At 70.3% G+C, this 22,937-nt stretch carries 21 protein-coding genes; 9 read left to right on the forward strand and 12 right to left on the reverse strand.

What is annotated here, in order from left to right; translation table 11 throughout:
- Positions 1 to 124: 124 nt before the first annotated feature.
- Positions 125 to 913, reverse strand: a complete 789-nt coding sequence (locus ACFXMV_RS20365) for an RsiV family protein (RefSeq protein WP_378498705.1) — start codon at positions 911 to 913, stop codon at positions 125 to 127.
- A 123-nt stretch (positions 914 to 1,036) separates the two neighbouring features.
- On the opposite strand from ACFXMV_RS20365, the gene ACFXMV_RS20370 reads away from it, so the two are divergent.
- Together ACFXMV_RS20370 and ACFXMV_RS20375 are read left to right on the forward strand one after the other, a co-directional pair.
- Positions 1,037 to 1,963, forward strand: a complete 927-nt coding sequence (locus ACFXMV_RS20370; RefSeq protein WP_378498706.1) for an AEC family transporter — start codon at positions 1,037 to 1,039, stop codon at positions 1,961 to 1,963.
- 212 nt (positions 1,964 to 2,175) lie between these two features.
- Positions 2,176 to 2,646, forward strand: a complete 471-nt coding sequence (locus ACFXMV_RS20375; RefSeq protein ID WP_378498707.1) for a hypothetical protein — start codon at positions 2,176 to 2,178, stop codon at positions 2,644 to 2,646.
- Positions 2,647 to 2,655: 9 nt separating this feature from the next.
- Here the strand turns inward: ACFXMV_RS20375 and ACFXMV_RS20380 are convergent, their stop codons facing one another.
- Positions 2,656 to 3,060 (reverse strand): DUF1304 domain-containing protein, encoded by a 405-nt coding sequence (locus ACFXMV_RS20380; RefSeq protein WP_378498708.1) that lies wholly within the window; start codon positions 3,058 to 3,060, stop codon positions 2,656 to 2,658.
- A complete protein-coding gene (locus tag ACFXMV_RS20385; protein ID WP_378498709.1) occupies positions 3,057 to 3,515 on the reverse strand; it encodes a hypothetical protein in 459 nt (152 codons plus the stop codon). Before ACFXMV_RS20385 ends, ACFXMV_RS20380 begins: the two co-directional genes overlap by 4 nt.
- Before the next feature lie 86 nt (positions 3,516 to 3,601).
- On the opposite strand from ACFXMV_RS20385, the gene ACFXMV_RS20390 reads away from it, so the two are divergent.
- Positions 3,602 to 4,645, forward strand: a complete 1,044-nt coding sequence (locus ACFXMV_RS20390) for a helix-turn-helix transcriptional regulator (RefSeq protein ID WP_378498710.1) — start codon at positions 3,602 to 3,604, stop codon at positions 4,643 to 4,645.
- Between the two features lie 19 nt (positions 4,646 to 4,664).
- Here ACFXMV_RS20390 and ACFXMV_RS20395 read toward each other — a convergent pair whose 3' ends face one another.
- Positions 4,665 to 6,677, reverse strand: a complete 2,013-nt coding sequence (locus ACFXMV_RS20395) for a VWA domain-containing protein (RefSeq protein WP_378498711.1) — start codon at positions 6,675 to 6,677, stop codon at positions 4,665 to 4,667.
- Positions 6,674 to 8,071, reverse strand: a complete 1,398-nt coding sequence (locus ACFXMV_RS20400) for a sigma 54-interacting transcriptional regulator (RefSeq protein ID WP_378498712.1) — start codon at positions 8,069 to 8,071, stop codon at positions 6,674 to 6,676. Before ACFXMV_RS20400 ends, ACFXMV_RS20395 begins: the two co-directional genes overlap by 4 nt.
- A gap of 183 nt (positions 8,072 to 8,254) precedes the next feature.
- Between ACFXMV_RS20400 and ACFXMV_RS20405 the strand changes: the two genes are divergently transcribed.
- The 6 genes from ACFXMV_RS20405 (at position 8,255) to ACFXMV_RS20430 (ending at position 13,568) form a co-directional block, all read left to right on the forward strand.
- Positions 8,255 to 8,545 carry a DUF3311 domain-containing protein gene (locus ACFXMV_RS20405; RefSeq protein WP_378498713.1) on the forward strand — a complete coding sequence of 97 codons (291 nt, stop codon included), beginning with the start codon at positions 8,255 to 8,257 and terminating at the stop codon, positions 8,543 to 8,545.
- Positions 8,542 to 10,221 (forward strand): monocarboxylate uptake permease MctP, encoded by a 1,680-nt coding sequence (gene mctP, locus ACFXMV_RS20410; protein ID WP_378498714.1) that lies wholly within the window; start codon positions 8,542 to 8,544, stop codon positions 10,219 to 10,221. Before ACFXMV_RS20405 ends, mctP begins: the two co-directional genes overlap by 4 nt.
- Before the next feature lie 54 nt (positions 10,222 to 10,275).
- Positions 10,276 to 10,845 carry a DUF4126 domain-containing protein gene (locus tag ACFXMV_RS20415; protein WP_378498715.1) on the forward strand — a complete coding sequence of 190 codons (570 nt, stop codon included), beginning with the start codon at positions 10,276 to 10,278 and terminating at the stop codon, positions 10,843 to 10,845.
- A gap of 116 nt (positions 10,846 to 10,961) precedes the next feature.
- Positions 10,962 to 11,927 carry an alpha/beta hydrolase family protein gene (locus tag ACFXMV_RS20420; RefSeq protein WP_378498716.1) on the forward strand — a complete coding sequence of 322 codons (966 nt, stop codon included), beginning with the start codon at positions 10,962 to 10,964 and terminating at the stop codon, positions 11,925 to 11,927.
- A 153-nt stretch (positions 11,928 to 12,080) separates the two neighbouring features.
- Complete coding sequence (locus ACFXMV_RS20425; protein WP_378498717.1) at positions 12,081 to 12,950, forward strand: endonuclease domain-containing protein; 870 nt, start codon at positions 12,081 to 12,083, stop codon at positions 12,948 to 12,950.
- Between the two features lie 426 nt (positions 12,951 to 13,376).
- Entirely contained in the window at positions 13,377 to 13,568 is a 192-nt protein-coding gene (locus tag ACFXMV_RS20430) for a hypothetical protein (protein ID WP_378404093.1), read from the forward strand.
- 137 nt (positions 13,569 to 13,705) lie between these two features.
- On the opposite strand, the gene purH is transcribed toward ACFXMV_RS20430, so the two are convergent.
- From purH to ACFXMV_RS20465, 7 genes are all read right to left on the reverse strand, one after another.
- Positions 13,706 to 15,262, reverse strand: coding sequence for a bifunctional phosphoribosylaminoimidazolecarboxamide formyltransferase/IMP cyclohydrolase (gene purH / locus ACFXMV_RS20435; protein ID WP_378498718.1), 1,557 nt, complete (start codon positions 15,260 to 15,262; stop codon positions 13,706 to 13,708).
- Positions 15,259 to 15,900 (reverse strand): phosphoribosylglycinamide formyltransferase, encoded by a 642-nt coding sequence (gene purN, locus ACFXMV_RS20440; protein ID WP_378498721.1) that lies wholly within the window; start codon positions 15,898 to 15,900, stop codon positions 15,259 to 15,261. Before purN ends, purH begins: the two co-directional genes overlap by 4 nt.
- A 56-nt stretch (positions 15,901 to 15,956) precedes the next feature.
- Entirely contained in the window at positions 15,957 to 17,474 is a 1,518-nt protein-coding gene (locus ACFXMV_RS20445) for a DUF6350 family protein (RefSeq protein ID WP_378498719.1), read from the reverse strand.
- A gap of 102 nt (positions 17,475 to 17,576) precedes the next feature.
- Positions 17,577 to 18,467: a DUF5336 domain-containing protein gene (locus tag ACFXMV_RS20450; RefSeq protein WP_378498720.1), complete on the reverse strand. Its 891-nt coding sequence runs from the start codon at positions 18,465 to 18,467 to the stop codon at positions 17,577 to 17,579.
- A 213-nt stretch (positions 18,468 to 18,680) separates the two neighbouring features.
- Complete coding sequence (sucD, locus tag ACFXMV_RS20455; protein WP_378503498.1) at positions 18,681 to 19,595, reverse strand: succinate--CoA ligase subunit alpha; 915 nt, start codon at positions 19,593 to 19,595, stop codon at positions 18,681 to 18,683.
- Between the two features lie 13 nt (positions 19,596 to 19,608).
- Positions 19,609 to 20,778, reverse strand: a complete 1,170-nt coding sequence (gene sucC / locus ACFXMV_RS20460) for an ADP-forming succinate--CoA ligase subunit beta (protein WP_378501103.1) — start codon at positions 20,776 to 20,778, stop codon at positions 19,609 to 19,611.
- Between the two features lie 145 nt (positions 20,779 to 20,923).
- Positions 20,924 to 22,831: a hypothetical protein gene (locus ACFXMV_RS20465; protein WP_378501102.1), complete on the reverse strand. Its 1,908-nt coding sequence runs from the start codon at positions 22,829 to 22,831 to the stop codon at positions 20,924 to 20,926.
- Positions 22,832 to 22,937 lie beyond the last annotated feature (106 nt).

Consider the following 22,937-nt stretch of genomic DNA (forward strand, 5'->3'; position numbering starts at 1 on the left):
GGCCGCGTCCCACCCTCGACTACGACACCCCCGCCGATCGGCTCCGCGCCCTCATCGCAGGAGATGTTGCCCTGACTGCTTGACTTCACCTCGGCGTTTGCCCCGACAACTGCACGCTCGGCGGTCAGCTGCGGACCACGTCGAACAGTTCCGGCGCGATGACGTCGGCCAGGCGGTCCCAAGGCACGGTGATCACGACCAACCCGACCGCGTGCGGGCCCACCTGGTAGTCCGAGAAATGGATCTCCATCCCGGCGGGCGTCGGCAGCCAGTTCGCGAAGTTGGGCTCGGTCGGCTCGATCCCCTCGCGTTCGAAGTCCTCGCCGGCCGCCGTGGCGGGCAACAACCGCGCGGACTCCTCGGAGAGCCTGACCAGCCCGGCGCGCAGGTCGGGGAACAGGGCGGACAGCGTGATCGGCCGCGCGTCGTCGGCATTGACCACGACCGTCGCGACCAGCGGGGTCGGGTGCGCCCCCGGCGGATCGGCGTTCCACGATGTCACCAGCAGACCGCTGACCACCCGTCCCCCGATGCGGGCGACGGCGTCCCGGCCCTCCAGGGTGAACCGGTCGTCGCCAGGGCCGTCGATCTGGTCCTGGAGCGCAGCCCGGATGGATTCGTTGAACTCGGCGGCCACGGCGGGGTTCCCGCCCTCGATCTGAGGGACCGTGACGTCGTAGCGGACGCGCCCGGTGGCGCCGGTCAACTGCTTGGTGGTCGCGGTGAAGGGGGCCGCCGCCTGCGGGGCTGCCTGGGTCGACGCCACCTCCGAGGACGCCTCCGAGGACGACGGTGCCGACGGCTCGGGCACCGCGATGCCACCCCCACCCGAGGAACAGGCGGCCAGCCCCATCAGGAGCACGACGGCGGCGACGGGTGCGGCCCTGCGGCGCGAGACACGGGACACTGGCATCGGGCTCTCCTGTCGACGGCGGTGGGTCCATGATGCGCGCCCGGGCCCGGATTGCGCGGCGCACCGGAGTCCTTTGCATGGCTAGCGACTAGACTCTTCGGGGTTCTACGAGGAGGTCGGCGGGTGTCAGGTGTGTTCGCCGGCTTCACGGTCATCTTCGTCGTCATCGCGATCGGCTATGTGCTCGGACGAACGCGCGTCCTCGGCGACCACGGCGAGTTCGTGCTCGGCCGGCTGGTGTTCTTTGTCGCTACCCCCGCCCTGCTCTTCGACACCCTCGCCACCGCTGACCTGGCGACGGTCTTCTCCCCCACCCTGGCTGTCGCCGCCGCCACGGCCTTCGCGGTCGGCGGGCTGTACCTGGCCGTCGCGCTCGGCTGGATGCGCAAACCCCTGCCCGAGTCCACCATCGGCGCGCTGGCCGCCTCCTACGTGAACTCCGCGAACCTCGGCATCCCGATCTCGGTGTTCGTGCTCGGCGACGCATCGTTCGTGGCGCCCCTGCTGCTGTTCCAGATCGTCGTCTACTCCCCGATCGCGCTGACCGCGCTCGACCTGACGACCACCCGCAAGGGCGCCTCGCTCCGCGACACCCTCATCACGCCGTTCCTCAACCCCATCGTGGTCGCCGGGATCGCCGGGCTCGTGGTGGCCATCGCAGGCTGGACGCTGCCGGAGTCGCTGATCCAGCCGTTCCGGATCATCGGCGGCGCCTCGGTCCCGGGTGCGCTGCTGGCCTTCGGGCTGTCGCTGTACGGGGTAAGGGTGCTGCAGCGCGGCATCAGCCCGCGCCGCGAGATCGCGCTGGCCTCGGTGCTCAAGATCGCGGTCCAACCGGTGCTCGCCTACCTGATGGCCCGTTTCCTGCTCGGCCTGGACGGTCATGACCTGTTCGCGGTAGTCGTCGTCTCGGCGCTGCCGACGGCACAGAATGTGTTCGTCTACGCGAGCCGATACCAGCGCGGCACGGTGCTCGCCCGGGACACCGCCCTGGTCACCACCCTGGCCTCGATCCCCACCATCGCGCTGGTCGCCTGGGCGCTGGCCTGACCGCGACCTGCGACCGGCTCGACGGCGCCGCGGACGCTAGTGCCTCGTGCCCGAAGTCAATTGATGGTTGCCGGGGATCCACGTGGATGAATCGCAAGGCGGAGGAGTCCCAGGTAGCGGGTTTCTACCTGGGACTCCGACAACGCAGCGAGGCGCCGCGTGGGCCCCGGCAACCGCGAGAAGACCTCGGGCGCGGGGCGCTAGGGTGGGTCATGCGCACCCTCGTCGTCGCAACCCTGTTGAGCCTGGCACTGGCCGGTTGTGCCGGCAGCGACTCCTCGGACCCGGCCACCGCCGCGAGCTCACCCGCCGTCACCACGCAGGCACCGATCGTCGAGGTGCCCAGCCCTTCTCCGCCGCCGGCGAACGACCCGGACGCCGAACCCGGCACGCTGTTCACGGCGGACCCGACCATCGTGGATGCGCAGCCCACCCCCTTCGGCTCCTACACCGTGGTCGGCGAGGCGGGCGATCGCGTGGCAGTGCACTTCACCACCGGCACTCCCGAGTGCTTCGGGGCCGACGCGACCGTCACCGAGTCCGCGACCTCGGTCACCATCGCGTTGCGCACCGGCACCAGGGCGGACGCGGTCGGGAAGGCGTGCATCATGATCGCGGTGCAGGGCACCCTCGAGGTGCAGCTCGCGGCACCCCTCGGCGACCGGAAGGTCATCAGCGGGTAGGGCACGTCCCTACGCCAGCGCCAGCGCAACCAGGGCCACAAACGGTGGCCCACTCTGGGCGACCGCGCCACCGATGCCGGACCCGCGCGGGCGGCTCATCGCCAGACGGTCCGAGATCGCGAGCACGATCCCCAACAGGAACATGGTGGTGCAGACGTAGACCACAAGGGTGCGCCCCGGCGTCTCGTGACCGGTCCACCACAGGACCAGACCCGCGAGGGCACCGCAGCCGAGAAACAGGTTGTAGAAGCCGACGTTGAACGCCCACATCCGCACGGCGGGTACGTCCCCACCGGGGATGCGGAACACCCCCTCGTGCACCGACGGACGGAGGAACAGTAGCGACTCCCAAGCGAAGGCCAGCAGGTGCACGCCGGCTGCGATCAGCGTGGCAACCTGCGCGAGGATGATCATGACGCACCGGCCCCTGCCGCGAGATCGATGCCGTACCGGCCGACGACTGTGCGCCGGTCCGATTCCTCCGCCGGAGACCGCCGGTGGCCCACGGCGTCGAGATCGCGGAAGAACCGGCTCATCGCCGTCGCCGCGGACACCAGCAGGAATTCGGTGCTTGCACCGAGGACGGAGAACGTGTTCATCGTCCCCGCCTCGATGGTGATCGATTCCCCTGGTTCGAGTTCGTATCCGGTGTCCGCCGTCTGGACGAGTATTCGGCCGCGCAGCACGTGATAGGTCTTGGCCCACGGCTCGGCATGCAACGGGCCGGGTCCACTCTGCTCGGATTCGATCAGGAAGAGTTCGTACGCCCCACCGGCGTGATCGCCGGCGACCAGGACGGTGACGAAGGCGTCGGGCAAGGTGAGGCGCTGACCGTCACCCGCCCTTCTGACATGGACTTTGTTGGACATACCCCGACGTTATGGCCGACACGGCTGACCGCCCATCCCCGGAATCGGGGATGGAGGTACCGACCTGACCAGCGCATACTTGGTCCATGTTGGAGGTCCGGGCGGAAAGACTGCGCCGGGACGTCATCGCGATCGCGGGCACAGGCGCAGGCGTCACCCAGTTGCACCAGCGCGCCATCGAACTGGTCGGTGACACCGTGCGCAGCGATCTGACCTGCTGGGCAATGCTCGACCCCGAGTCGCTGACGATCAGCTCGATGACCAGCGGGCGAAACCGCATACCGCAGCAGTATGAGCCTCTGCTCGCGGAGGCCGAGTACGGCGGGGACGATCCGACCACCTTCGCCGACCTGGCGCGCGGTGGCCACAGCGTCGCCCGAGCCTCCGACGTGCCCGCAGCGGAGATCGCCCGCAGCATCCGACACAGCACTGTCTGGCGGCCACTGGGACTCGACCGGGAGGTCCGGGTGGTGTTCCGGATCGACGGCGTGTGCTGGGGTGGCGCCGGGTTCGTCCGGTCGGGGCCGGATTTCACCGACCGCGACATCGAGTTCCTGACTCTGGTGGCGCCGGGATTGGCGGCGGCGACCAGGGCCGCCGCCGTGCACGCCCCGGCGCTCTCCCCTCGAGGTGACCAGAGCCCTGCGGTGGTGCTGACGGGCGCCACGGGTGATCCGATCGCGCTCACCACGGCGGCGCGCGAGTGGCAGGAGCGGTTCGACGAGATCGCCCCTGGACGGCTGGCCGTGGTCTTGCGGGCCGCCACCTTCGGGGCCCGGTCCAGCGGTTCGGGCAACTTCCGGGCCCGCATCCGCGATGCCGACGGCGACTGGATCCTGGTGCGCGCCACCGCATTGATCGGCGGCGACGAGCCGCAGACCGTGGTCACCATCGAACCGGCCACGGGCGGCGAGCTCACCGGGCTGCTGCTCGCGGCCTATGCACTCACCGCGCGCGAACGCGACATCTGCGCCGAGCTGATGGCCGGGTACTCGACGGCCGAGATCGCGGATCGTCGCGGCATCACCGTGAACACCGTCCATGATCACCTGAAGTCGGTGTACGCGAAGGCGGGGGTCCGCAGCCGAGCTGAACTCTCCGCGCGACTGCACCGCGGTCGGGACCGTTAGACGGCCAACGCACCGCGGTTCACTTGCGGCGCAGCCGCATGTAATCGCTGACCACCGCCGCGCCGAGCCCGTCAAGGTCCGGGGCCACCACCCGGCCACCGACCCGCTGCGCCATCCGGTCCACCACGCGAGTGAGACCCGGATCGTCTCCGAGCCGGAAGATGGTCACCGCAGCGCCGAGCCTCGCGATGTTGTCGAGCTCACGGACCGTGAGCCCCAACGTCTTCGGATGCGGTGGATAGTCGAAGAAAGCATGGCCGTCCCGCTCCAGGTGCGCGGTCGGTTCGCCGTCGGTGACGATGAGCACCACCGGTTGCGCGTTCGGGTTGCGCCGCAGGTGCCTACCCGCGAGCAGCAACGCGTGATGGAGATTGGTGCCCTGGTCCCAGGCACCGTCAAGCCCCGCGAGTTCGGCCGGGCTGAGCTGCTGCGCCAGTCGGCCGAAGGCGATCAACTGGAGGTCGTCGCCGCGAAATCGCGTGGTGATCAGGTGGTTCAACGCCAGGGCCGTGCGCTTCATCGGCACCCACCTGCCGTCCATCACCATCGAGAACGAGGTGTCGACGAGCAGGGCGACCGCGGCGTGCACGCGCTGCTCGGTCTCGGCGACCTCGACATCCGAGACCCGCAGTCGCACCGGCAACGAGCCCGCGGATCGACCGGCGGCCGCACGGAGCACCGCGTTCGTCACCGTGCGGGTCACGTCCCACGGCTCGGTATCGCCGAACTCCCAGCCTCTACTGGCCCCCGTCGGCTCTCCCATCGCCCCGGCCCGCTGGGTGTCACGTTCCCCGCGCTGACCCGAAAGCTGCTGTGCCACATCATGGAACGCCGCTTGGCCGAGCTGCCGCATCGCCTTCGGCGAGAGTCGCCACTGGCCGTCCGGGCCCCGGTCGAGGAATCCCTGCTGCTGCAGCGCCTTCTCCAGTTCGGCCAGTGTGCGGGCGTCCGCCGCGGCCCCGTCACCGAGCTGGCGGGCCAGCGCCTCGGGATCGATGTCGTCGAGCTGCGCGCCCGCGTACTGCTGCGAGAGCTGCTCGGACAGCTGTTCCAGCTCTGCAATGTCCGCCAGGGCCGCCGTGCCCTCACCGAGCCCCATGCCGTCGTCACCCCGGAACCGTTGGGTGCCGTCCCAGTCCTCACCGGGACGCGCCGCCCGCAGATTCGCATCCAACCGGTCCAGTTGGTCGATCAGGCTCGGACTGCCGAACGCCTGCTGCGCCAACGCGTCCAGCTCCGCACGCTGGTCAGGGGTGAGCGAGTTGCGCAGGCGCTGCGCCGCCGCGGCCCGTCGTGCCAACGAATCGAGCAGTTCCTCGGTGTTGCGCGGGTTCTCCGGGAAGTAGTCGCCGTGCGCGGCCATGAACTCGTCGAAGTCCGCCTGGGTGTCTTCGCCACGAGAATGCTTGTCCAGCAGGTTGTTCAGATCGCCGAGCATCTCGTCGATGCGATCGCGGTCCTCGTCGGTGGCATCGACCAGGGCCTGCTTCATGCCGGCGAACCGCTGATCGAGCAGCTCCCGTCCGAGCAACTCGCGGATCTTCTCGTAGTCCGCACTCGCCGACGCGTTGCGCCAGCGGTATTCCGACAGGTCCCGGACGGCCTGCGCCGTCGACCGCGGCAGCTCCTCGAGCTGCAGCTCGGAGAACCGGGCGTCGTCGTCCAGGGCTCGCGCCAGCTCCTTGCGCTCGGCCAGCAACGCCCGCGCGAGGAGCTCGCGCACCTCGTCGAGGGTGCCACCGAGATGGTTGCGCTCCAACAGTTCTCGCCTGCGCCGGTTCGCCCGCGCGGCGAGGTTGTCGAGGCCGCGGATGGTCTCGGTGCCGCGTCGCAACATCTCCCGCATGGCCCGCCGCGGGGACGCGCCCTCGAGCACATCCTCACCGATCGCCTCGAGCGCCTCGCGCAGGTCGACCGGCGGGCTCAGCGGGTCCGGGCCACCCTGGTACGCCCCGTACCGCGACCGGTGCGGGTCGCCACGGCGCCCCCCGGGACCAGAGCCCCGGGGCCACGGCCGCGGCGGCGGAGTCATCCCGTGTACACCGGCTGTCCGTCGTCGTCGGGGAACTTCGCGATCCGCCTGGCCAGGTACAACCCCTCCAGCGCCAGCTCCACCGCGGACGCCCGCGCCCCCGTGCTCTCGGCGTCGAGCCGCGCCGCGACCTCGTCGAGCACGTCGATCTCGGGCAGCTCGCCGAGCAGGTCCTTCGCGGTCACCCGGTCACCGGTCACCACGGGTCCGCCTGCCTCGACCGCCGCCACCAGGGGCGCAAGGTCGATGCCGGCGAGCCGCTCGCGCACCGTGTCCGCGGTGGCCCGGCGCAACAGGTGTTCGAGCACCTCCAACTCGCGTCCCTCCTCGCCCGACTCGAACTCCACCTTGCCGCGCAGCACCTCGATCACCGTGCCCAGGTCGACCGGCCGCGCAACCGGGTCGGCCTCGCCGAGCACGGCGCCGCGGTGAACGGCGGCCGCGCTGACGGTTTCTGCCCCTGCCACCGCGAACCGGGCGGACACCCCCGACCGCTGGTCCACCGAGGCGGACTCGCGCAGCAGCCGGGTGAACCGGGCCAGGATCTCCAGCAGGTGACCCGGCACCTCGGCCCGCAGGTGTGCCTCCTGCTCGATGACCGCGATCTCGTCCTCCAGCGCGGCCGGGTAGTGGGTACGGATCTCGGCACCGAACCGGTCCTTGAGCGGGGTGATGATGCGCCCGCGGTTCGTGTAGTCCTCGGGGTTCGCGGTGGCCACCAGCAGAACGTCGAGGGGCAGCCGCAGCGTGTACCCGCGCACCTGGATATCGCGCTCTTCCATCACGTTCAGCAGCGAGACCTGAATTCGCTCGGCCAGGTCGGGCAGCTCGTTGATGCCGACGATGCCGCGGTGCGCACGCGGGACCAACCCGAAATGGATGGTCTCCGGATCGCCGAGGCTGCGACCCTCCGCGACCTTCACCGGGTCCACGTCACCGACCAGGTCCGCCACCGAGGTGTCCGGGGTCGCGAGCTTCTCCGAGTAGCGCGCGTCGCGGTGCCGCCACGCCACCGGCAGCTCGTCACCCAGCGCGGCGGACCGGCGGATCGAGGCGGGCGTGATCGGCTCGTACGGGTGCTCCCCCAGCTCCGCGCCCTCGATCACCGGGGTCCACTCGTCGAGCAGCAGCGGCAGCGTGCGCAGCAGCCGGGTCTTGCCCTGGCCGCGTTCGCCCAGCAGCACCACGTCGTGCCCGGCGATCAGGGCCCGCTCGAGCTGCGGCAACACCGTGTCCCCGAAGCCGACGATCCCCGGCCATGGTTCGCGTCCGTCGCGCAGCGCCGCGAGCAGGTTCTCCCGTAGCTCCTCGCGGACCGTGCGCTGCACGTGTCCGGACGCGCGAAGCTCGCCGAGCGTGCGCGGAAAACCGTCGGGGGCCGTGGCAGTCACCACTTCACGCTACGAGCGTTCGGCCGATTCGGCACGTGTGTCGCCAAATCGGCACCTTCGACCGACCCCGACGCGTGGCCGATTCGAGACCTCCGATCGCCGACGCGTCGTCGCCCCTGCGGGTAATTTCCCGCGAGTGCGGGTTGCACTCGGCAGTCCGCCGCGTCGAGATGCGGAGAACCCATCATGACTGCGGAGCCGGATCACAACACCACCCCACCTGCGAACAAACCCCTTCTGGTCCTCGCCGCGGTACTGCTGCTGCTGCCCATCGTCGCGATCCTGTGGGTATCGAGTTACGCGCGAACGGGTCCCGAACTGGGCGGTGTGCCCTTCTTCTTCTGGTATCAGTTCCTCTGGGTGTTCCTCTGTGCAGGCGCCACCTGGTCGGCCTACAAGATCGTGCTGAAGGCCCGCCCGCACCGGCCGATGACCGGCACCGCCACCGGCACGTCCGACGACGGGGCGGACCGGTGAACGCGGCGACGATCCTCGCCGCCGACGACAACCACACCGGCGTCAACGGGGTGGCCCTCGCCGTCCTGATCGCCCTGTTCGCCCTCGTCACGGTGATGGGATTCATGGCCTCGCGCTGGCGCCGGGCGTCGAACCTGCAGACCCTCGACGAGTGGGGGCTCGGCGGCCGCAGCTTCGGCACCTGGGTGACGTGGTTCCTGATCGGCGGCGACATCTACACCGCGTACACCTTCATCGCGGTGCCTGCCGCGATGTTCGCGCTCGGCTCGGTCAGCGGCTTCTTCGCGATCCCGTACGCGATCGTGGTGTACCCGATCATCTTCGTGTTCATGGCCCGGCTGTGGTCGGTGAGCCACCGGCACGGCTACGTCACCACCGCGGATTTCGTCGGCGGCCGGTACGGCTCACGGTGGCTCTCGCTCGCGATGGCGCTGACCGGCATCCTCGCGACCATGCCGTACATCGCGCTGCAACTGGTCGGCATCCAGGCGGTGCTCGAGGTCATCGGCATCGGCGGCGCGGACAACGTGATCGCCCGGGACCTGCCGCTGCTCATCGCGTTCGCGGTGCTGGCCGCATACACCTATTCGTCGGGGCTGCGGGCCCCGGCGATCATCGCGTTCGTCAAGGACGCACTGATTTACCTGGTCATCATCGTCGCGGTGATCTACCTGCCGTCCCGCTACGGCGGCTGGGGCCACATCTTCGACGCCGCCGAGGCGAAGATGACCACCCCTAATCCCGCCACCGGCAAGCCGTCCGGGACGTTCATCCCGAACAGCCAGCAGTACTGGGCCTATGCCACCCTGGCCCTCGGCTCGGCCCTAGCGCTGTTCATGTACCCGCACTCGATCACCGCGACCCTGTCGTCGAAGTCCCGCAACACCATTCGACGCAACGCCGCGATCCTGCCTGCCTACACGTTCCTGCTTGGCCTGCTCGCCCTGCTCGGCTGGGTGGCGATCGCCGCAGGCACCAAGCCGATCGGGCTGGACGGGAAACCCAACGCGCAGTTGGTGGTCCCGCAACTGTTCGAGGACGCCTTCCCGTCCTGGTTCGCCGGGGTGGCGTTCTCGGCGATCGCGATCGGAGCGCTGGTCCCCGCGGCGATCATGTCCATCGCGGCGGCGAACCTGTTCACCCGCAACGTGTACCGCGAATGGTTCAAGCCCGGTGCGACGCCTGCGCAGGAGGCCAAGGTCAGCAAGCTGACCTCGCTGTTCGTCAAGTTCGTCGCCCTGATCTTCGTGCTGACACTCGACAAGCAGAACGCCATCAACTTCCAGCTGCTGGGCGGCATCTGGATCCTGCAGACGTTCCCGGCCATCGTGTTCGGGCTCTACACCCGCTGGTTCCATCGGTGGGCGCTGCTCGCCGGATGGGCGGTCGGCATGGTGTACGGCACGATCGCCGCGTACAACGTCTCGTCCGCGAGCGCGGCGCACTTCGCCGGCTCGCTCGCCTCGATCCCCGGCATCGCGCAGATGGGCTACATCGCGTTGACCGCGTTCGTCGTCAACATCGTCGTCGCCGCGGCGGCGACGCTGGTCATGCGGGCGGTCAAGGCACCCGACGGGGTCGACGCGACCATCAAGGGCGACTACTTCGCCGACACGGGCGACCCCCGGGTCGAGCCGCTGCCGCCGACCCCAGCGGAGGCCACCCCCAGCCCCTGATGAGTTCGGCCTGGTATCCGGCGGATCCGTCGCCCCGACTCCTAGAATCTGCCCATGGAGACCTGGCTGCTGCCCGCACTGCTCGGACTCGGCCTGGCCGCGGCCACCGGGCTGCGCACCTTCCTACCGTTGCTGATGCTCAGCGCCGCCGCACACTTCGAACTGTTCGGCATCTCCCTCGGCGAGAGCTTCGCCTGGGTCGGCTCGACGGGCGCACTGGTCGCCCTCGCGATCGCGACCGCCGCCGAACTGCTGGCCGACCTCATTCCGGTGGTGGACAACGCACTCGGGGTGTTCGGCACCGTCTCCCGGCCGATCGCGGCGGCCGTCGCGGCCGGTGCGGTCTTCACCCACCTCGACCCGTCCACCGCGGTGATCGCGGGCATCATCGTCGGCGCGCCGACCGCGCTCGCGTTCAGCGCGGCGCAGACCGGGACCCGTGCGGTGAGCACCGCGACCACGGGCGGTCTCGCGAACCCGGCGCTGTCCGTGATCGAGGACGGCGTCTCCTTCGGCATGGTGCTGGTGGCCTTCCTGCTGCCACTGCTCATCCCGGTGGTGCTGGGACTGATGCTGTGGTTCGCCTGGAAGGGTGCGCGCCGGGTGCGGGCGCTGCGTTCATAGGGGCATTCCGCAGGCTCCACGCCCGCCGCGCCCAGGCGCCACACCTGGTACTGTCTGGAATCCGACGAGCGAACCGCCCTTCGTTCGGCGGCCCGCGCTCTGGTAGACAGTGGGCCATGGCAGACACCGAGATCACCTTTGCCAGCGGCGACGTCACCCTGCACGGCAGCCTGCGCATACCCGACGGTACGTCCGGCCCGGTACCCGCGGCCCTGCTGCTCGCGGGCAGCGGACCCACCGACCGCAACGGGGACAGCGCCCTGATGCCGGGGTCCATCGGCACCCTCCGCTACCTCGCCGAGACGCTGGCCGACGCCGGCTTCGCGAGCCTGCGCTACGACAAGCTCGGCAGCGGGGAGACCGGACTCGGGCCATACGAGGTCGAAGATGTCGCGGGACTCGGCTTCTCGACCTTCGTCGACGCGGCCGCAGACGGACTGGCTTACCTTGCCGCGCAACCGAATATCGATGCCGGACGACTGCTGGTGATCGGGCACAGCGAGGGCGCACTGGTCGGGCTCGCGCTTGCCGTCGCCGATGACACCCCCGCCCTCGCCGGACTCGGTCTGCTCGAGCCACTCGCGGTCCGGCTGTTGGACCTGCTGACCCGGCAGATCAACGCGCAGGTCGACGCCGCCGTCGACGGCGGGGCCCTCCCACTCGAACTGGCCGACGAGCTGCGCACCGCGCTGACCGAGGCGATCGAGTCGTTGCGCGCCGACGGCACCCTCCCCGACGACCTGCCCGAGCCGCTGCGGATGGCCGGTTTCGTCCCGGTGAACGCCAAGGCACTCGCCGAGGAGGATGCGCTCGACCCCCGGGTGCTGGCCGCCGCGCTGCCGGCGGGGCTGCCGGTCCTGACCAGTTGCTCGGCGCGGGACACGCAGGTCGCGGACGCGGACGTGGACGCGCTGGACGCGGCGCTGGACGCTGCCGCGTTGACGTCGGTGCGGATGACCACGGCCAACCACGTGCTCAAGGAGATCGGCGAGCGGGCCTCGACCGGCGCCGACTACGTCGAGGACCTGCCCTACTCCGCGGAGTTCGGCGCCGGGTTCCGGAAGTGGCTCGCGGGGCTGTAGTCCGGCCGTCGCCGAGTGCGCACTTACCGTCACCATTACCCGACCGATGCCCCGACAGATGCACTTTCGACCGATCTGTGGACAACCAAATCGGTTCTCCACAGATCGCCGGAGGACCTTCCGCAGCCGTAGGTCGTCGGTCAGTGTCGATGGATGGGGGACTTCGACGAACCGTTTCTCGGCAGCACGGCCGTCGCGGCAGGCGCCGTGACCGACAGGCAGCTCCGCAAGGACTACCACCGGATACATCGAGATGTATACATCGCCAAGGGAATTGCGCTCGACGCCATGCTCAGGGCCCGAGCAGCGGCGCTCTGGGCAGGCGAGGACGGCATCCTCGCCGGACTGTCCGCGGCCGCGGCGCACGGTACGAAATGGATCGACCCGGGCGCTCGCGCAGAGCTGTTCCGGACCGGCAGCAGGCGCAGCACGCGGGGAGTCCTGATCCACGGCGACGCACTTGGCCCCGACGAGATCTGTATCGCGGGTGGGTGGATCGCGTCGACCCCGGCCCGCACCGGATATGACCTGGGGCGCCGACTGCCGTTCGTCCGGGCCGTCGAGATGCTCGACGCACTGTGCAACGCCACCGACCTGAAGCCCGAGGAGATCGGCACTCTGGCCGAGAACCACCGCGGGGCAAGGGGAATCGTTGCGCTACGTCAGGTCCTCGACCTCGTCGACGGCGGCGCGGAATCCCCGCCGGAGACGCGAACCCGACTCCTGCTGATCGACGGCGGGCTGCCGCGGCCCCGCACACAGGTGGAGGTACGCGACAAAGGTGGTCGCATCGTCGCCCACTGCGACATGGGTTGGAAGCGCTGGAAAGTGGTCGTCGAGTATGACGGCGACCACCATTGGACCGACGAGGAACAACGCACCTGGGACATCGACCGGCTCGAGCTGCTGGGAAGTCTCGGGTGGCAGGTGATCCGCGTCAGTTCCGCACAGCTGCGATTACGTCCGCACACCGTCGTCGCCCGCGCCCGCGCAAAGCTACAAGATGCCGGCGCTCCGGTCTGACCCCCGCCGAGTGTGCACTTTCCGTCGCCCCACCTCGGCCGATGCGACGGCAAGTGCACGCTCGGCGGTGCCCGGCGGCCGAGTCACGGCGGCCAGAATCGAGACCTGCCAGGGAAACCGAGATGCGCTCGCCGTCGGCGTGCTGTACCGTTCTCGCCTAACCAACGACGCCTAGACCGAAGGGACGGCCACCATGTCGCATCACGCGCCTTCACGCATTGCACATCTGCGCGCCGTACCCGCGTGGCATTGCCACATGTCGAAGCGCATAGCCCGAGAACGATCCTGACGTAGCGGATCCGTTCTCGGCACCCAGGGCACACCGCCCGGGTGCCTTTTCTTTACCCCGATCGCATCCCGGCGAAACCTGCCGAACACCTCACCCCGAGACACTCGGTACCGAAGAGCCAATCCAAGGAGCTCCACATGAAACTACGCATCAGCCAACTGTCGACGGCGCCGCCGCTGACCTCCCTGCCCGCCGACCTCACCGGTCACGCCGTCACCCTCGACCTGTCACACACCGACGCCGCCCAGCGCGCGGCCGCGACCGACCTGGCCCGCGAGCTGCTCGAGCGCGGCGCTGCCCGGATCGTGATCTCCGGCTCGGCCGCCTGAGCGGTCGCGCCAGGCGCCGGCAGCGGGTCGAGTGTGCACATACCGGGGCATCGCCCGAGGTGAAACGACGCGAGGTGCACACTCGGCGGCAAGCCGAGCGTGCACCTCGGGTCGGAACCTCAGTGCGTGACGGACCGTCAGTGCGCGAAGTGGCGCGCCCCGGTCAGGTACATCGTGACGCCTGCCTCGCGGGCGGCCTCGATCACCTCGTTGTCGCGAACCGAACCACCGGGCTGCACGACCGCCTTGACGCCCGCGTTCGAGAGAACCTGGAAGCCGTCCGGGAACGGGAAGAACGCGTCCGACGCGCCCACCGAACCGGCGACCCGCTCCCCCGCACGCTGCACGGCCAGGTGCGCCGAGTCGACGCGGTTGACCTGCCCCATCCCGACGCCGACCGAGGCACCGTCGTGGGCGAGCAGGATCGCGTTGGACTTCACGGCCCGGCATGCGCGCCAAGCGAATTCGAGGTCCTTCAGCGTCGCGGCGTCGGCGGCATCACCCGTGACGAGGGTCCAGTTGGCCGAGTCGTCACCCTCGGCGTCGAGCACGTCCCGCTCCTGCAGCAGCGCGCCGCCGGAAATCGGACGCAGCTCCACGCCCGTCGCGGTCGGAACCGCGGCCTCGAGCACCCGCACGTTCTTCTTGCGGGCCAGCACCTCGACGGCACCGGGCGCGTAGGACGGCGCGATCACGACCTCGGTGAAGATGTCGGCGACCTGCTCGGCCATCTCCACGGTCACCTCGCGGTTCGCGGCGATGACGCCGCCGAACGCGCTGACGGGATCGCAGGCGTGCGCCTTGCGGTGCGCCTCGGCGATGTCGGCGCCGACCGCGATGCCACAGGGGTTGGCGTGCTTGATGATCGCGACCGCGGGCTCGGCGTGGTCGAAGGCGGCACGCCAGGCGGCGTCACCGTCGGTGTAGTTGTTGTACGACATCTCCTTGCCGTGCAACTGCTTTGCCTGTGCGAGTCCCGCGGGGCCCGCCGGGTTCTCGTACAGCGCGGCCGCCTGGTGCGGGTTCTCGCCGTAACGCAGCACCGCGGTGCGGTCCCAGCTGGCGCCGACCCACTCCGGGAACTGGGAGTCCTCCGCGGTCACGAGGACCGAGGTCATCCAGCTCGCGACCGCGACGTCGTAGGACGCGGTGTGCTGGAACGCCTGCGCGGCAAGGGAAGTGCGCTCGGCCAGGGTGAAACCGCCGCCGGCGACCGCCGTCAGCACGTCCGCGTAACGAGCCGGGTCGACGACCACCGCGACCGACGGGTGGTTCTTGGCCGCCGCGCGCACCATCGACGGTCCACCGATGTCGATCTGCTCGACGCACTCGTCGGGGGTCGCGCCGGAGGCGACGGTCGCGGTGAACGGGTACAGGTTCACGACCACCAACTGGAACGCCTCGACGCCCAGCTCGACGAGCTGATCGATGTGCTCGTCCTTGCGGGTGTCGGCGAGGATGCCTGCGTGCACGCGCGGGTGCAGGGTCTTGACGCGGCCGTCGAGGGTCTCCGGGAACCCGGTCAGGTCCTCGACCTTGGTGACGGGGATGCCCGCGTCGGCGATCTTCGAGGCCGTGGAGCCGGTGGAGACCAGCTCCACCCCGGACTGGTGCAGCCCGGTGGCCAGTTCGACGAGGCCGGTCTTGTCGTAGACACTCACCAATGCGCGGCGCACAGCCTTACGTTCGGTCACTTCGGGATCACGGCCTTTCGTCCATCGGAAATAACACCTCGGGTGGCGACGGCGGCGAGAACCTCCGCCAGCAGTCGCCGTTCCACGGTTTTGATTCGCTCGTGCAGGCTCGACTCGTCGTCGGACTCGAGCACGGGCACCGGCTCCTGGGCCAGGATCGGTCCGGTGTCGACCCCCGAATCGACCAGGTGCACGGTCGAACCGGTGATCTTCACGCCGTAGGCCAGGGCATCGGGCACCGCGTGCGCGCCGGGGAACGAGGGCAGCAACGCGGGATGGGTATTGATGATGCGGCCGCCGAAGCGGTCCAGGAACTCGGGGCCGAGGATCTTCATGAACCCGGCGGAGACGATGAGGTCCGGCTGGTGCGCGTCGGTGGCCTTCGTCAGGGCCCGATCCCATGCGGCCCGGTCGGGGTGGTCGCGCAGGCCGACCCGGAAAGTGGGAATGCCTGCGGCCTCCGCATGCCCGGCGGCGTCGCAGTCGCGGTCCACCCCGACCGCGACGATACGGGCGGGATAGTCGTCGACCGCGGCCGCGATCAGCGACTGCAGCAGGCTCCCGGTACCGGAAGCGAGGACCACGACTCGGACCGGCTCGATCGAGCCGGGGCGGAAGTACTCACGCGAGGCAGTCAGCGCTCTACTCCTGTGTGCGGGCCAGCGACCGGAGTGCGCCCCGGCCGGGAAGAAGCCTAGTCGCTGCTGGTCCGGGTGCCGTCGGGCAGGTCCGCTTCGGTCGGATCGGACGTGACGTCCGCCACCTCGGCATCGACCACCGCATCATCGATCTCGGCGTCCACCGCGTCGGCCGCCTCGTCCGCGACCCCGCTCGCCGCCGTGTTCCCCTCGTCCGACGGGGAATCGACCAGCTCGGCCTCGAGCACCTCGCCCTCGATGAACGAGGCGCCGGGCAGCGCCTTCACAGGCTGCGCATCCACCGGGCGGTCGAGCATGCGGGCGGCCAACGTGTAGGTCCGCGGCGGATCGGGCTGCTCGGCTGGCTGCCGCGACTCGTGCTCCCTGCCGCGTCCCCCACGCCTGACCGCGACGAGCGCGGTCAGCGAACCGAACACCGCGAGCCAGGCGAAGGACAGTCCGGTGAACGTCGCCAGGTCCACCCCGACCGTCCCGAAAGAACCGAGCTCGCCGCCTGCTGCGAAGCCGAGCGCCCCCAGGGCGAGGGCCGCCGCGAAGGCTGCGACCAGGACCTTGCGCACCGCCTCCGACGGACCGCCCGCGCGGTGCGCGCAGTCCCGTCCGAGCTGGATGCCCAGGACCGCGGGGATCACCAGCAGCGCGGGCCAGCCACCCCCGCTCGGCCCGGCGGGCACCGCCCCGAGCAGGGGCAGCGACGGCAACGGCCCCTCGACGACGCTGAACACGCTCAGCGACGCCTCGCCGAGGTGCGCGGTCGACCCGACCAGCATCGCCGCGCACCCGACCGCGAGGTTCGGCAGGTACAGGATCGAGAGCAGGGTGAGTCCGAGCGCGCCACCGAAGCCGTCACCGGCCTCGAGCAGTTCGCCGACCGCCGCCCACGACGAGATCAGCGCCACCGCGGTGAGCGCCGCACCGGACGCGAGCAGGGCAAGCCCGGCCCGCAGGGCGGGCCTGGCGGCCGCGCGCACCCACTCCGGGACGCCGAGGCGCGCGCAGATCGGGCGCCAGAGCTTGCTGCCCATCCCGATCCCGGCGCCGATCAGGTGCACCGCCAGCACCCAGGCGAAGGCGGCAAGCGCGTTGGGCGGGGCCAGCGCGATCACCGACGACGCATCCTTGATGACGGCCAGCGCCAGCGCGGTGACCAGGAGCGGACCTGCGAGCGCGGCGCCGAGCACCCACAGTTGTTCGTGCCGCGGGGTGTGCTCGCCGACGGCGTTCGCGCAGCCGCGCGCGACCGACCAGATCATCAGGATGGTCGGGATCAGCGGCAGCACCCCGAGCGACGCGCCGCCGATGGTGAGCTGCACCTGGTGCACCGCCAGCCAGCTCGCCGCGACCGCGCCGCTGGTGCCGGTGAGGTCGCTGTTCGCCGCGACGAGCGTCACGAGGATGCAGGCGGCGATCAGCGCAAGCGCCACGAGCGCGGGCCGCAGCGCCACCGCCAGCAGGGTGCGGATCTGCTCGGCGTTCGGCGTCGGCCGGGGTGCCACCGGTGCCCGCCGCCCACTCGGGCGGCGGAGGGTGTCGCTGCTGCGCAAGGAACTCATCTCCTCGAGGGTGACATCTGTGTTCGGGGCGGACCGCCAGGCGCGCCGACATCCGCCGGACACGCCGACGCCCCCCGGCTCACCGGGGGGCGTCAGGTGTCGCTACTCCGAGTCCCGCTTCGGGGTGGATCCGAAGACCTGGGTCGGGGCCGCGGTGCCGTCGTCCGGGGCCGGGGTCTCGGGCTGCTGGGGCGCGGCTGGCGCTGCGTCCTGCGGGGCGGCGTGCTGCGGCTGGCCGTACCCCTGCGGCGCCTGGCCGTAGCCCGGCTGCGGCACGGGTGCGGCGTATGGGTTCGTGGGAGGGGCGTAGCCCTGCGGCTGGCCGTAGCCGCCGGGGTACGGCTGCTGGCCGTAGCCGGGCTGCGGCTGCCCGTAACCCTGCTGGCCCGGCGCCTGCGGCTGACCGTAGCCCGGCTGCGGCTGCCCGTAACCCTGCTGGCCGGGTGCCTGCGGCTGGCCGTACCCCTGCGGCTGCTGACCGTAAGCCTGAGGCTGCTGGCCGTAGCCCTGCTGTGCGTAGCCGACCGGCTTCGGCGCGGGCGGCTTGAGCAGTCCCACCGAGAACAGCAACACCGCGACTGCGAGCACCGCCTGGACGAACGCCAGGATCAGGCCGGTGACGCCGCCGACGGCCAGCGAGACGCCCTCGGAGAGGCTGAACATGAAGAACAGCGCGACGAGGAACCCCACGAGGGACGCGGCCGCGGCCGCTCCCTTGTACGGCTGCCCTGGCAGCAGCGACAGGCCCGCCAGAAGTCCACCGAAGAGCAGGAAGGCCAGGGCCAGGATCGGGTACCCGGCCTCGAAGGAGCTCTGCGTCAGCGTCTCGTCGCCGAAGGTGGTCACCTTCGCGAACGGTGCGAACCCGAGCAGGAAGTTGATGAGGGCGAGCGCCAGGACGGCGAGGGTGAGCAGATACGGCAGGCCCTTCGAGCCGAGTCCGGACGGCGGCTCGCTCGGACCGTACCCGGGTCCGGCAGGCGTGAAAGTCATGACATCTCCTCGGGAGGGTCCGCATCGAGCGACTGGTCAATTCCTCACTGAACGCTAGCGCATATCGAGGTATCCGGACCTGGGCGCGCTGTGCCCCACCTGTCACACCAACTGTCACACCCAAAAAATCCGAGGGGCACCCGTCCGCGCGGTGAGCGCGGGCAGGTGCCCCTCGTTCGGTGAAGCCGGAGCGGGCTCAGCCGCTCAGTTCACTCAGGCCTCGACGACGAGGCTCTGCAGGATCTCGCGCGCGAGAGCGGCGGTCTCGGACGGCGTCTTGCCGACCTTCACGCCTGCGGCCTCGAGGGCGTCCTTCTTGGCCTGCGCGGTGCCCGAGGAGCCGGAGACGATGGCGCCGGCGTGGCCCATGGTCTTGCCCTCCGGGGCCGTGAAGCCTGCCACGTAGCCGACGACCGGCTTGGTGACGTTGGCCTTGATGTAGTCGGCCGCGCGCTCCTCGGCGTCGCCGCCGATCTCACCGATCATCACGATGATCTTGGTCTCGGGGTCCTGCTCGAACGCCTCGATGGCGTCGATGTGGGTGGTGCCGATGACCGGGTCGCCGCCGATGCCGATGGCGGTCGAGAAGCCGTACTCACGGAGCTCGAACATCATCTGGTAGGTCAGGGTGCCGGACTTGGAGACCAGGCCGACCGGGCCCTTACCGGAGATGTTGGCCGGGGTGATGCCGACCAGCGCCTCGCCCGGGGTGATGATGCCGGGGCAGTTCGGGCCGATGATCCGGGTCTTGTTGCCCTTCTCGACGTTGTACGCCCACGCGAACGCGGAGTCCTGCACGGGGATGCCCTCGGTGATGACCACGAGGAGCGGGATCTCCGCGTCGATGGCCTCGACGATGGCGTCCTTGGAGAAGGCCGGGGGAACGAACGCGATGGAGACGTCCGCGCCGGTCTTCTCCATGGCCTCGGCGACGGTCGCGTAGACCGGCAGCTCGACGGCGGAACCGTCGGCGGCGGTGTGCGAGACGGTGGTGCCAGCCTTGCGGGCGTTGACGCCGCCCACGACCTGGGTGCCGGCCTTGAGCATCAGGGCAGTGTGCTTGGTGCCCTCGCCGCCGGTGATGCCCTGGACGATGACCTTGGAGTCCTTGGTGAGGAAGATTGCCATTGTTCTAGTCCCTTTACTTCGCTGCGAAGGCGAGTTCGGCAGCCTTGTCGGCGGCCTCGTCCATGGTGGCGACGACGGTCACCAGCGGGTGGTTGGCCTCGGCGAGGATGCGACGGCCCTCTTCGACGTTGTTGCCGTCCAGGCGCACGACGAGCGGCTTGTTGGCCTCATCGCCCAGGGTCTGCAGGGCGCCGACGATGCCGTTGGCGACCGCGTCACAGGCGGTGATGCCGCCGAAGACGTTGACGAACACGCTCTTGACCTGAGCGTCGTTCAGGATGACGTCGAGGCCGGCGGCCATGACCGCAGCCGAGGCGCCGCCACCGATGTCGAGGAAGTTGGCGGGCTTGACGCCGCCGTGCTTCTCGCCCGCGTACGCGACCACGTCGAGGGTCGACATGACGAGTCCCGCGCCGTTGCCGATGATGCCGACGGAACCGTCGAGCTTGACGTAGTTGAGGTCGTTCTCCTTGGCCTTGAGCTCGAGGGGATCGGTGGCGTCCCGGTCCTCGAAGGCCTCGTGGCCGGGCTGACGGAAGCCGGCGTTCTCGTCCAGGGTGACCTTGCCGTCGAGGGCGAGGATCTGGTCATCGGGGGTGCGCACGAGGGGGTTGACCTCGACCAGGATCGCGTCCTCGTTGATGAAGACCTCCCAGAGCTTCTGGATGGTCACGGCCGCCGCGTCGAGCACCTCGGCCGGGAGCTTGCCCGCCTCGGCGATGCTGCGCGCGAACGCGAGGTCGACGCCCTTGACGGCGTCCACCGGGATCTTCGCGAGGGCGTCGGGGTTCTCCTCGGCGGTGACCTCGATCTCGACGCCACCCTCGACCGAGCACATGGCCAGGTAGGTGCGGTTGGTGCGGTCGAGCAGGAAGGAGATGTAGTACTCCTCGGCGATGTCACTCGCCTCTGCGACCAGCAGCTTCTTGACGACGTGGCCCTTGATGTCGAGCCCGAGGATGGCCTCGGCGTTCGCGACGGCCGCGTCGACGTCGGCGGAGTACTTCACGCCGCCGGCCTTGCCGCGGCCACCGACCTTGACCTGCGCCTTGATCATCACGGGCTTGCCGATTTCCTCGGCAATCTCGCGTGCGCCGGCGACAGTGTCGGTAACACGTCCTGCCGACGTCGGCACGCCGTGCTTCGCGAAGAGTTCCTTCGCCTGGTATTCGAAGAGATCCATCTGCTCACCGTCTCGTCTGCGTTGACGCCCGCTCGAGGGGTAAGAGCGGGTCCGTTCGGGACTTTATCTAGTTGAATCAATCGTCTATCGCCCGCATTGATGCTATGTGGCATATCTCACGGCGCAAGGGGTCGTGACGGTCAGCTCACCGGCGATTTTGACGAAAGGCGACGAAAGCCGACACCGAGAGCAGCACCACCGCGACGACCGCGCAGAGCGCGCCAACGCCCATCGCCGGCTCCGCCACCCGGGCACTGGTCAGCGGCCACCCGATCAGATAGACGGACATTCCCGTCGCCGCGCCGACCAGCAGGGCAGCGCCCCGAGCGGGCCGGGATCGCCCGGCGACGAGCACGGCGGCGATCACCGCGACCGCGAGGAGAGCGCGCCCCCACAGGTCCCAGCCCCACGGCCACTGGGCGAACGAGTCGGGACCGAAGTCGACGCCGCGGTACAGCGGCAGGCCAAGCGCGGCCACCGACGCGAGCGCCGCGACCGAGCCCACGATCAGGACGGGCAGCCGCACCGGCAGGTCGACGGAGGTGTCGATGCCGTCGCGCTCCGCCGAGCCCGCACAGAGCGCGAGCAGCCCGGTCGCGGCCGCCGCGACGGCGGACAGGGCGAGCAGCGCCGCGCCGGGGCCCGGCCCGACCCCCGGCAGGTCCTCGGCGAGCACGACCGCCTGCAGCACCGCCGCGACCGCCATCACCTGAGCGGCCCACAGCACCCCGACCGCCGGGCGCACCACGGCCGCGAACTCCGAGAGCAGCAGCCAGAGGCAGGCGGTCACGAGGACCACACCCGCCACGAGCACCACCCGGGTCGCCAGGATCGTCGGCTCCTGCGCCCCGCCAGGAACCGACAGCACCGGTAGCAGCGCGCCGACCGCGCCGAGCAGGCCGGCGCCGATCCCGACCACCGCGGTGGCGACGTGCCAGCGTCCGACCCTGGTCCGCTCGGCCGCCGCGGCGAGTGCGCGGGCGGAGGACTTGGCGGACTTGGAGGACTTGGAAGTGCGCTCCACCGCAGGTGCCGCCTCGGCCGCCGCCTCGGAACGCGCCAGGAGCTGCGCCAGGCCGCGGCGCGCGCGGGCCGCCGCCGTCATCGGGATCGCACACCCGACCGCGATCAGCGACGCACACGCGGCGACCGCCACCACCGAGCCAGGACCGACAGAGACACCGTCGCCTGCCACCAGACCCGCGACCAGCCGCGGCCCGGCCACACCGAGCGCGGCCACCGCGGCCCCGACAACCGCACCTGCCGCGGCGAGCGGCGAGATCGCGGCCAGTGCAGCGGCTACCACGATCAGCACCGCCACCCCGATCATGCCCACGCCCAACGAGTTCGCGGCTGCGGACTCGATGACCGCGGGTACGAGCAGCACCGGATCGGTCGACCGCAGTGGCGGCGCGAAGAGCGCCGCGGCGAGGACCGCCGCGGCCGCCACCGCGAGAGTCGAGAGTCCGCTGCCGATCCGGCCACCGACGCTCGCCCCGTCGTGATCCGGGTAGTCGGAGTGTCCGTAGCCGTCGGCGTGCGAGGCCCTGGCCGCCGCGACGAGTCCGAGCAACCCGGCCGCCGCCGCGAGGCCGTGTCCCGCCAGGATCGCGTAGGCACCGGGACCCGCGCCGAGCGACGCGGCAGTCAGGGGACGGAACAGCTCGAGCCGGTTCGCGTTGATCGGGTCGTCGAGGAGGTGGAGGTCGAGTACCACCAGTCCGACGGACACCGCGCCTGCGCCCGCCAGCACTGTTCCCGCGACGGCGGGCCTGCGGCCCAACAAGGCCAGCACGGCCAACGCGGGCGCCAGCGCCGCGCAGACGAGGGCTGTGACCGCAGCCGCGGCGACGGCAGGTCCGGTGTCGGGTCGGACGACGCCGAGCGCCGGGGAGACTGCCATCGCGGCGACACCGAGTAATGCCAGCACGACCGCCGCGACCGCAATCGGGCCCGGCCTGCGCGATGGAACGAACGAATCGAACCCGTCGCCCGCCTCGATGCGTTCGGGCCGGGCACGAGAACTGGTTCTGAGATCGGGTGAGGGCGCCACGAAGACGACGCTAGCGGGTCGCCGGCGCCGGTCTCGACCGAACTTCTCAAGAATCCGGCCCGCCCGGTTTCAACCTCGTTTCAGCGTATTCCCAGGCCCCGCCGTT

The organism is Rhodococcus sp. NPDC059179 (assembly GCF_042754885.1).
Taxonomy (GTDB): domain Bacteria; phylum Actinomycetota; class Actinomycetes; order Mycobacteriales; family Mycobacteriaceae; genus Rhodococcus_G.